The following is a 1,316-nucleotide window of genomic DNA, read 5'->3' as shown; positions in this document are numbered from 1 at the left end:
GGTTCTTCCGTTAAATGCATAGATAGAAAAAAAATATTTATATTATGATAAAAATAAAGCTGGCATCATCTATCTTTGTAGTGACCAAACTCAATGATAAATGAATGCCAGCATAATGCATAAAGCTTTTGGCATATCCTTGCAAGAATGTTTGGATATGCGTTGCGAAAGTAATAAAATAGTTTTGAATATCCAAACTCCATCAGACAAACTTTGCTGTCCGGAGTGTGGAAGCCATAATGTAGTCCGTAATGGTTTCACGGCCAGACGCTTTGTGAGCGTGCCGATAGGTTGTTCAAAGACTTTCGTCGAGATGAAGATCCAACGTGTCAAATGTTCTGATTGTGGCTGCATAAAGAACGAGGATGTCGATTTCGCAAAAGGCAAGCGCAGGCATACGACCGCTTTCGCCAATATGGTTATAGACTTGTCGCGCTTTGCAACTATACAGGACATTGCATGGTTCCTGGATGTATCTTGGGACATGGTGCGGAACATACAGATGGAGTTCCTGCAAAAGGAGTATGGCAGCCCGGACCTTTCAAACCTCAGATACATATCCATAGACGAGTTCGCTACCCACAAGGGACAAGTCTACAAGACGATAGTCGTAGACTTGGAAACCGGGCGGATTGTCTTTGTAGGTGACGGTAACGGCAAGGCTTCGCTTGAGGAATTCTGGAACAAGCTCGGAGACAGAAAGAATGACATAAAAGCCGTATGCACAGACTTGTCGTCTGCTTATACGGGGGCGGTAACGGCAAATCTCCCCAATGCCTCTCTTGTCGTGGATCATTTTCATGTGGTAAAGCTCATGAATGAAAGGATAGACCAGTTGCGCCGCCAGTTGTGGCATGCTGAGAAAGACGTTAACAAGCGTAAGGTAATCAAGGGCACGCGCTGGATATTGCTGAGAAACGGCAACGACATCTTTGACGCAAAATACAAGACAAGACTTGACAATGTGCTGAACTTGAATGAACCGTTGATGATTGCATATTACCTGAAAGAAGACTTGAGGGAAATATGGAACCAAACCAACAAGGATGATGCAGAATTGGTGCTAAACGAATGGGTGCGGCAGGCCATGGATTCAAAAATACAGCCATTGGTCAAAATGGCTGCTACCTTGCGGGCCTACAAGCCATATATACTTGCATGGTATGACTACCCGATATCAAATGGCCCTACTGAAGGTATAAACAACAAGATTAAAGTGCTGAAAAGACAAATGTATGGATTCAGAAATGATGAATTCTTCACGTTAAAGCTATACGCTCTACACGACAAGCGTCTACGCATTTAACGGAAGAACC

At 43.6% G+C, this 1,316-nt stretch carries 1 protein-coding gene; it reads left to right on the top strand.

Going from position 1 to position 1,316, the window contains the following annotated elements; translation table 11 throughout:
• Positions 1 to 100 precede the first annotated feature (100 nt).
• Entirely contained in the window at positions 101 to 1,306 is a 1,206-nt protein-coding gene (locus tag I6E38_RS14800; RefSeq protein WP_042517111.1) for an ISL3 family transposase, read from the top strand.
• Positions 1,307 to 1,316: the final 10 nt, after the last annotated feature.

Origin of the sequence: Leyella stercorea (genome assembly GCF_021531355.1) — a bacterium.
Classification (GTDB): Bacteria; Bacteroidota; Bacteroidia; order Bacteroidales; family Bacteroidaceae; genus Prevotella.
Note: the sequence above shows the minus strand (reverse complement) of the source record. Positions and strands in the feature narration are given on the sequence as shown.

Bases quoted from the DNA above. Each gene is read 5' to 3' on its own strand.
- I6E38_RS14800 (WP_042517111.1), top strand. From the start codon at position 101: ATGAATGCCAGCATAATGCATAAAGCTTTTGGCATATCCTTGCAAGAA.